Here is a 9,348-nt window from a genome sequence, read left to right as displayed (position 1 = left end):
TTTGTGAGCCAGTTCACGCCCCCTTGCGTGGCTGCCCTGTATATCGCACACCGCGATAAATGGAATTTGACCTTACACAATGGTGATTTGAATGAAGCAGTTCCAACGCCTGGTCCTCGTGACTGCTGTAGTGGCCGTGGCTTTGACTGGATGTGATTCGGGTGGCGATTCGATTGCCGAAGTGAACGGCAAGCCGGTGACGCAGGAGCGCTTCGATGCGTACCTGAAGTTCAAGCGCGTGCCCACGCAAAATGCCGAGTTGGTGAACCGTGAGCTGGATGAGTATCTGGAGCGCGAGGGCCTGGCTGGGCAGATTGAAGAACAGAAGCTGTTGCCTGCCGAGCAGGTGGAAGCCGAGGTGGCGGAGTTCCGTAAGCAGATGCTGATCGGCCGCTACTTTGAGGAGTTCCTGAAAGAGCGCGTGACGGACGAGGCGGTACGTAATTACTACGCCACTAACCCTGATCAGTTCCAGGCCAAGAAAATTCACGTCGCCCACATTCTGGTGCGTACCAATCCGGGCTTGAGCGAGTCGGAGCGCCAGGCGCTGCTGACCAAAGCCAGCGCCATTTATACCAAGGCCAATTCCCAGGAAGATTTCACTGCCCTGGCCAAGGAGTATTCCGAAGACCAGCTTTCTGCCCAGCACGGCGGCGACCTGGGTTGGTTGCAGGAAGGCGCTATCGATCCGGCGTTCAGCACACGCATTTTCGCCATGAAAGCGGGCGAGTTGTCGGAGCCGGTGGTTACCCCGTTTGGCTTCCATATCGTCAAGGTGTTGGAAGGCCCGCAGGTGATCAAGCAGCCGTTCGAAAGCGTGGCGGGGGACATTCGTTATCGCCTGCGCCAGGAGGCCAAAGCCGCCGAGCTGGAGCGCTTGAAAGCTGCCGCGAAAATCGAGAAGAAAGACGCACCTGAAGCGCCGAAAGCCGCTGAAGCGGACAAGCCAGCAGGTGAAAACCGTGCATCCAGCTAAGTACGCCGGCGCCGCTCTGGCGCTTGCCGTGCTGCTGGCCGGCTGTAACGACGACAGCAAACAGGCACTCAGCGAGGTGCCGGTCGAGCCGTCGGCCACGCTGGTGACCGTGGATAAAACCCCGATCACCCGCGCCCAGCTGGAGCTGACCATCGAGCGCACGCTCGGCGAGTCGGCGCCGCTGTATGCCAACGAAGAAGTGGAACGCAAGATTCTTGAAAGCCTGGTTAGCAGCCGGGCCATGGCCTTGCTCGCCGAGCGTGAGCTGGATGCCAGCGAGCATGAGCAACTGGAGCTGAAAACCCAGGCGTATCGCGAAGAATTGCTGGTGCGCAATTACCTGCAAGCCCATGCCGATCCGCAGCCGGTCACCAATGAGCAGGTGGCCGATTACTACAACCGTCACCAGGACGAGTTTGGTGGCGGCGTCGAGAAAAGCTTCGAAATTATCGCCAGCGATCAGGAGCTGGAACCGGCACAGCGTACCGAGCTGATCACCTTGCTTAGCGGCACGCAGGTGCAGAGCAAAGATTGGCAGAAACTGGTGGCCGACTGGCGTCAGGCCGGCAAGCCGCTGCAATACCGGCAAAGCCGCCTGAAGCTCGACCTGCTCGAACAACCGCTGCGCAGCCTGGTGGAACCCACCGCGGCGGGCAGCATTGCGCCGTTGTATGTAGACGGCCAGCTGATGCTGGTGCGCGTGACCGCCGTGCAGCAGTTGCCGGCAAAACCGCTGGCTGAGGTGAGCGGGGCGATTCGCGAAAAACTGGCACCGCAAGCGCTGAAACAGGCCGTTAAAAGCCTGAGCAGCGAGGCGTTGAAAGGCGTGGATGTGCAGTACAGCTCGCACTAGACGAGCAACACCTGGGCCGGGCGCGTAGCCGGCAACTTTCAAGGACAGCGGTAGGCAAGGATGAACGTTATGGGGATGCTCGGGGGCAAGCGCGCAAGTGGCCGACTGTTGGTTGGCCTGCTGTGCCTGAGCGCGGCCGCTGCGCACGCCGCCGACTCGTGCCGGGCGGTGTTTACCTCCGGTCTGCAAACCCACGGCACTGGTGGCATCAACTTCCAGTGGGGCGGCCAGCTCGCCGACAACCCCGGCCTTTCGCTAGACAGCCTCAAAGTCCAAAGCGCGTTCGCCTCGCCCAGCTGCGGCAGCAAAAACTGCACGGCTAGCGGCCAGGCGGCCGGTGATTTGCTCACCCTGAAATTGCCCGCCGTCAGCGGCCAGTACGACCTGCGTCTGGGCTACCTGGGCAATGGCGAAGCCGGCGGCGACGAAGTAAACCGCTACCGCACCATCGAGCTGGAAAGCGCCGCCACCCTCAGCTTTAACCCGCGTCACCAGGCCTATTACATCGAGCGCCTGAGCCTCGGCTATGGCGCTAAGGTCACGTTGGCGCCGGGCCGTTACTGGATCGGTCAGCTGGACATGGCCAGCAACAGCCAACTGCGCGTGGCCAGCGGCACCGCAAAAATTATGGTCGGCAGCGCCGTGAACCTGCCATATCAGGCGCGCCTCAACGCGGGTGACGACGGCAGCGGGCGCCCGGAAGGCCTGCAACTGTTTGTGCGTGGCAACGTGGTGCAGGAATCGGCCAGCGTTATCAACGGCCTGGTGTATGCCGAGGGCGAATACCGCTCGGCTTTTGCCGCACGGCTGACCGGCGCCCTGAATGCCCGCAGCGTTGACGTTGGCAGTGCCGCACGCATCGAAACGCGCATGGCCGCCATCAATAGCGCCAGCTGGAATACCCAGTGCCAGGAACGCGCGGACCTCGACGGCGACGGCATCCTCGACCTGCTCGACGACGACACCGACGGCGACAGCTACGACGACGAACGCGAGCGCGTCGCCGGCAGTAACCCGCTCAATGCGCAAAGTATTCCCACCGTGGCGCCGCCGGCCGTGCAGCCGAGCATGTGCGTGGCGTCCTTTGCCAAAGGCCTGCAAACCCACGGCAGCGGCGGGCGTATCAGCTTTGCCCTGAACGCCCAGTTGCGCGATGCGCCGTCGGCGTACCTGGCCACCAACCGCGTCGATAACAGCTTTGCCTCCAGCGTGCGCAGCTGCGGCACGCAAGATTGCCAAGCGAGCTTTAGTCCCGCGCCAGTGCCGGTCATGCCGAGCTTCCGTGCCACCAGCAGCACCTTCAAGCAAGACGTCGCCTACGCCGGCAACCTGACCCTCGACGGCAGCCGCAAAGAGTGGCAACGCCTTAACGTCAACGGCACCGCCAAGGTGCGTTTCAACGTGGCCGGCGACTACCTGCTCAAAGAGCTGGAACTGGGTTACCGCAGCACCCTGGAACTGGCACCTGGCGATTACTGGATCGACAAACTGACCCTGGGCAGCGAGTCGAAAATTACGCCCATTGGTAACGGCACCGTGCGCCTGCACGTGCTGAAGAACCTCGAACTGCCGTGGCTGGCGTTGATGAACGCCACGGCTTACGAAACCCCCGGCGATGCCTCGCGCCTGCTGGTGCTGGCCGAAGGCAACGTCACCCTTGGCTCCAACGCTACCCTGGCCGGTTTCGTCTACGCCAAGGGCAGCGTCACCCAGCAATACGCTTCGCGGCTTTATGGCGGCGCGGTCGCCAGCACTGTCACGCTCGACACCCTGGCGCGCACCACCCATAACGCGGCGCAACTGAGCAAGGTCGACTTCGGCTTGCTGTGCGACCTGGACGGCGACGGTATTGGCGACAACACCGACCCGGACCGCGACGGCGACGGCATCTCCAACGATTACGAAGAGCAGGTCGGCACCAACCCCAACGACGCCAGCAGCGTGCCGCCTGACCTGGACCGCGACGGCATTCCCGACGCCGTCGACAGCGACCGTGACGGCGACGGCGCGGCGAACGACGTTGACGCCTTCCCCAACGACCCCAGCGAAAGCAAAGACCTCGACGGCGACGGCATTGGCGATAACAAAGACCCGGACCGCGACGGCGACGGCATTTCCAACGACTACGAAACCCAGTTGGGCACCAACCCCAACGACAAGACCAGCGTGCCGCCCGACTTGGACCGCGACGGTATTCCCGACGCGCTGGACGGCGACCGTGACGGCGATGGCGTGGCCAACGACGTGGATGCATTCCCCAACGATGGGGCCGAAAGCAAAGACCTCGACGGCGACGGCATCGGCGACAACGCCGACCTCGACCGTGACGGCGACGGTATTTCCAACGCCTACGAAACCCAACTGGGCACCGACCCGAACGACAAAGCCAGCGTGCCGCCGGACCTGGACCGCGACGGCATTCCCGACCCGCTCGACTTCGACCGCGACGGCGACGGCGTAGACAACGACAAAGACGCCTTCCCCAACGACCCGCGCGAAACCCGCGACCTGGACGGCGACGGCATTGGCGATAACGCCGACCTCGACCGCGACGGCGACGGCATCTCCAACGACTACGAAGTGCAGGCCGGCAGCAACCCGGACGACAAAACCAGCGTGCCTGCCGACCTCGACAAAGACGGCATTCCCGACGCGCTGGACAGCGACCGTGACGGCGACGGCGTGGCCAACGACGTTGATGCGTTCCCCAACGACCCGACTGAAAGCCGCGACCTCGACGGCGACGGCATCGGCGACGGCAAAGACCCGGACCGCGACGGCGACGGCATTTCCAACGACTACGAAGTGCAAGCCGGCACCAATCCGGACGACAAAACCAGCGTGCCCGCCGACCTCGACAAAGACGGCATTCCCGACGCCGTTGACGACGACCGCGACGGTGACGGCGTGGCCAACACCGTTGACGCGTTCCCGAACGACCCAAGCGAAAGCCGCGACCTCGACGGCGACGGCATCGGCGACAACAAAGACGCCGACCGCGATGGCGACGGCGTGTCCAACGACTACGAAACCCAGCTGGGCACCAACCCGGACGACAAAGCCAGCGTGCCGGCCGACCTCGACAAAGACGGCATTCCCGATGCACTGGATGACGACCGCGACGGCGACGGCGTGGCCAACGACGCGGACGCGTTCCCCAACGATGCAGCCGAAAGCCGCGACCTCGACGGCGACGGCATTGGCGACAATGCCGACACCGACCGCGATGGCGATGGCATTTCCAACGACTACGAAACCCAGGTCGGCACAGACCCGAACGACAAAACCAGCGTGCCCGCCGACCTCGACAAAGATGGCATTCCGGACAGCCTCGACGGCGACCGTGACGGCGACGGCGTGGCCAACGAGGCCGACGCATTCCCGGACAACGCCAGCGAAAGCCGTGACCTCGACGGCGACGGCATTGGCGACAACGCCGATACCGACCGCGACGGCGACGGTATTTCCAACGACTACGAAACCCAGGCCGGCACCGACCCGAACGACAAAACCAGCACGCCGCCAGACTTGGACGAAGACGGCATTCCGGACAGCCTCGACGATGACCGCGACGGCGACGGCGTGCGCAACCCAGACGACCTGTTCCCCGACAACCCGGCCGAGGCAAAAGACCAGGACGGCGACGGCATTGGCGACAACGCCGATACCGACCGCGACGGCGACGGCATTTCCAACGACTACGAAACTCAGCTGGGCACCAACCCCGACGATAAAACCAGCGTGCCGGCCGACCTCGACAAAGACGGCATTCCCGACGCGCTGGACAGCGACCGTGACGGTGATGGCGTAGCCAACGAGCAAGACGCACTGCCCGATGATCCAAGCGAAACCCGCGACCAGGACGGCGACGGTATCGGCGACAACAAAGATGCCGACCGCGATGGCGACGGCATCTCCAACGACTACGAAATTCAGGTCGGTACCAATCCGGACGACAAGGCCAGCGTGCCTGCCGACCTCGACAAAGACGGCATTCCTGACAGCCTCGACAGCGACCGTGACGGCGACGGCGTGGCCAACGAGGCCGACGCATTCCCGGACAACGCCAGCGAAAGCCGTGACCTCGACGGCGACGGCATTGGCGACAACGCCGATACCGACCGCGACGGCGACGGTATTTCCAACGACTACGAAACCCAGGCCGGCACCGACCCGAACGACAAAGCCAGCACGCCGGCAGACCTCGACAAAGACGGCATACCAGACAGCCTCGACAGCGACCGAGATGGCGACGGCGTGGCCAACGACGCCGATGCCTTCCCCGACAACGCCAGCGAAAGCCGCGACCTCGACGGCGACGGCATTGGCGATAACGCCGATACCGACCGCGACGGCGACGGCATCTCCAACGACTACGAAGTGCAAGCCGGCACTAACCCGAACGACAAAACCAGTACGCCGCCAGACTTGGACAAAGACGGCATCCCCGACAGCCTCGACAGCGATATCGACGGCGACGGCGTGGCCAACGAGGCCGACGCGTTCCCGAATGACCCGAGCGAAAGCCGCGACCTCGACGGCGACGGCATCGGCGACAGCAAAGACCCGGACCGCGACGGCGACGGCATCTCCAACGACTACGAAGTACAAGCCGGCACCAACCCCTACGACAAAACCAGCGTGCCCGCTGACCTCGACAAAGACGGTATTCCGGACAGCCTGGACAGCGACCGTGACGGCGATGGCGTAGGCAATGACGCCGACGCTTTCCCCAACGACCCAACGGAAACCCGCGACCTCGACAAAGACGGCATCGGCGACAACAAAGACCCCGACCGTGACGGCGATGGCGTCAGCAACGCAGACGAAGTGGCCGCCGGCACCAACCCCGACGACGCCACCAGCTTCCCGGACCGTGTAGCGCCCGTGGTGACCATCGAAGGCGCTGACAACGCCAGCGTCAGCGAAGACAGCATCACCCTGCGCGGTACCGCCACGGACGCCGGCGTTGGCGTGGCGCGTCTGGAATTCACCTCCAACCGCTTCGCCACCAGCCGCTTTGCCGTCACCCTGCAAGGCAGCAACTGGACCGCCACCGTGCCCCTGCAGGAAGGCGCGAACACGCTCACGCTCACCGCCTTCGACAAAGCCGGTAATCAGGCCAGCGTGGTACGCCACGTCGAGCGCGTGGCGGTGTCCAGCGACATCGGCTTGACCATCGACTACCCAAGTGCAGGCGCCACCGTCAAAGACGCCACCGTGGTGGTGCGCGGCGTGCTGCGTAGCGACAAGGCTGCACAGCGCATGGAAGTGCTAATCAACGGCCAGGCCGCGACCCTGACAGCCACCAGCCAGGTCACCGAGTTCGCCTACCAGTCGGCGCCCATCAACCTGCAAGTCGGCCCCAACACCCTGGTGGTTCAGGCCTGGGTTGACCAACGCAGCACCCAGCGCAGCGTCTTGGTCACCTACCAACCCGCGCAGACCACCTTCAAACCGCCACGCTTCGACAGCCTGAGCCCGGCCAGCGGCAGCCTGTTGCCCGGCAATGGTTTCGTGTTGCGCGGCCAGGTGTACGCCGAAGCCGGTCTGGACAGCGTGCGCCTCAACGGTCGCAACCTGGTGCTGCGCGAGGCCGGCACACAACTGCTCGACCTCAAAGAAACCCTCGGCGTGCCGGTCGGCCATTCCAGCTACAGCGTCGAGCTGTTGGCCCGCGACCGCAGCGGTCAGGAAACCCGCCAAACCCTCAGCTGGCAGCTCGACCAGACCGCGCCGGTGATTCAGCTCGACACGCCACTGGTGGAATTGCCCGCCGAAAACCGCGTGAGCGAGCAGCCGTTCCCAGTCAAAGGCACCCTGCGTGAAGCCAACCCTGGCAGCTTCCAAATCAACGGCAGCGACGTAACCCTGGAACCCGGCGCCAGCGCTGGCGAATTCCGCTTCGCCACCAGCCTGAGTCTGCCCCTGGGCAAAAGCGTGGAACTGACCCTGGAAGCGCGTGACCAGGCCGGCAATCTGACCCGTCAGGCCTACAGCCTGGAGCTCAACAGCCAGGCCGCCATCAACTGGGTTATCCCCACCGAAGGCACCGAACTGCTCAACCTCGGCGAGCCGATCAGCCTGCAAGTGGCCGCACGGATCGAAGACCTCAGCGGCCAACTGTTCCCGCGCGCCTTGTTGCTGGGTAGCAACGGCGACAACCTCGCCGACGCCGCCCTCACCGGCGACACCACGCTCAAAAGCGCCAACCTGCAAGTGCCGGCCGCTGCCGGCCAATACCGCCTGCTCGCCGTGCTGCAAAACAGCAGCGGGCAAGTGGTGGCGCAGAGCAGCCGCAGCATCACCGTGGTCACCCCGCAACAAGTGCCCGTCGCCCTGGAGCGCATCGAACCGGCCAGCGGTGAGCGCAACGCCAACCCCAACGACTTCATCAGCCTGTACTTCAACCAGGCCATCGACATCAGCAAGCTGCAGCTCAAAGTCTTCGAAACCGCCCACGGCAAAACCTACGTAGACCTCGACGGCCTCGGCACCAGCGAGCTGCAAGCCCAGGGCTACCAACTAATCGACGTCAACCGCGACTACCTGCCCGTGGCCGGCAACCTCGCCGAACTGCCCGGCAGCCAGGTGGTGGCCTTCTACCCAAGCCAAGACCTGGCCTACAACGCCGAGGTGTCGGTGGAAGTGACCTACGACGGCCAGGAACTCAGCCGCATCCGCTACCACACACGTCCGCTGCCGACCTTTATCAGCGGCGTGGTCATGGACCAACTGCAGCAACCGGTGGCCGGCGTGCAAGTGCGCATCGACGAACTCGACCGCAGCGTACAAACCAACGGCGACGGCGCTTTCAACTTCGGCTTCGGCGACAACGCCGCACAAAACATTCCGGCCGGGCGCTACAGCCTGCAACTCAACCCCGGCCAGAGCGTGCGCAGCTACGGCAGCGACAGCCGCACCATCAGCGTTCAGAACGGCGTGCTCAACGAACTCGGCCAACTGCAACTGGCCCAGCTCAACACCACGCTGCCCTATGTACCGGTCAAAGGCGGCAGCCAACTGAGCCTGCTCAGCGGCGAACTCAAACTCGACCTCAGCAACGCCAAACTGCAATTCCCCGACGGCCGCCAGGAAGGCGACCTGCACGTGCAAATGCTGCAATTCAGCGAACTGGCTTACCCGGTCGACCCGATGGCATTGCCCTACTGGATGTACGCCCTGCAACCGGCCGGCGTAAGCGTGCAAGGCAGCATCAGCGTCGACCTCGCCGCCCTGAAACTGGCCGACAGCTACGACTACCTGCCCGAAAACGGCGCCTACGTGGTGATGGTCGGTCTCGACCGCGCGGCAGGCCGCGTAGTGCCCGTCGGCGTCGGCCAGATCGACAACCTGCGCATCCGCAGCAAAGGCGCGCTGGAACCCGGCAACCTCGACCTGTTCGGCTTCGCCCTCGCCGGCATCGAAGCCCAACCCGCCCTCAAGGCTTACGCCGACGGGCAAATGAATTTGCGCCAGCTGCAAGCTGAGCTTTATCGACTGAGTAAGAGCCGCTGAG

Annotated in this window: 3 protein-coding genes; all 3 read left to right on the top strand. The window is 64.0% G+C overall.

Annotated features, from left to right (window positions below):
* The first annotated feature begins 91 nt into the window (after positions 1-91).
* The 3 genes from ACZZZU_RS14255 (at position 92) to ACZZZU_RS14245 (ending at position 9,347) form a co-directional block, all read left to right on the top strand.
* Positions 92-976, top strand: coding sequence for a peptidylprolyl isomerase (locus ACZZZU_RS14255; RefSeq protein ID WP_463384262.1), 885 nt, complete (start codon positions 92-94; stop codon positions 974-976).
* Positions 963-1,829, top strand: a complete 867-nt coding sequence (locus ACZZZU_RS14250; protein WP_463550975.1) for a peptidyl-prolyl cis-trans isomerase — start codon at positions 963-965, stop codon at positions 1,827-1,829. Before ACZZZU_RS14255 ends, ACZZZU_RS14250 begins: the two co-directional genes overlap by 14 nt.
* Positions 1,830-1,898: 69 nt before the next feature.
* Entirely contained in the window at positions 1,899-9,347 is a 7,449-nt protein-coding gene (locus ACZZZU_RS14245) for a hypothetical protein (RefSeq protein ID WP_463550974.1), read from the top strand.
* Position 9,348 lies beyond the last annotated feature (1 nt).

The sequence above is a fragment of the Pseudomonas sp. AC136 genome (assembly GCF_979258585.1).
This window is presented reverse-complemented; position numbering and strand designations above follow the sequence as displayed.

Bases quoted from the DNA above. Each gene is read 5' to 3' on its own strand.
- ACZZZU_RS14255 (WP_463384262.1), top strand. From the start codon at position 92: ATGAAGCAGTTCCAACGCCTGGTCCTCGTGACTGCTGTAGTGGCCGTG.
- ACZZZU_RS14245 (WP_463550974.1), top strand. From the start codon at position 1,899: ATGGGGATGCTCGGGGGCAAGCGCGCAAGTGGCCGACTGTTGGTTGGC.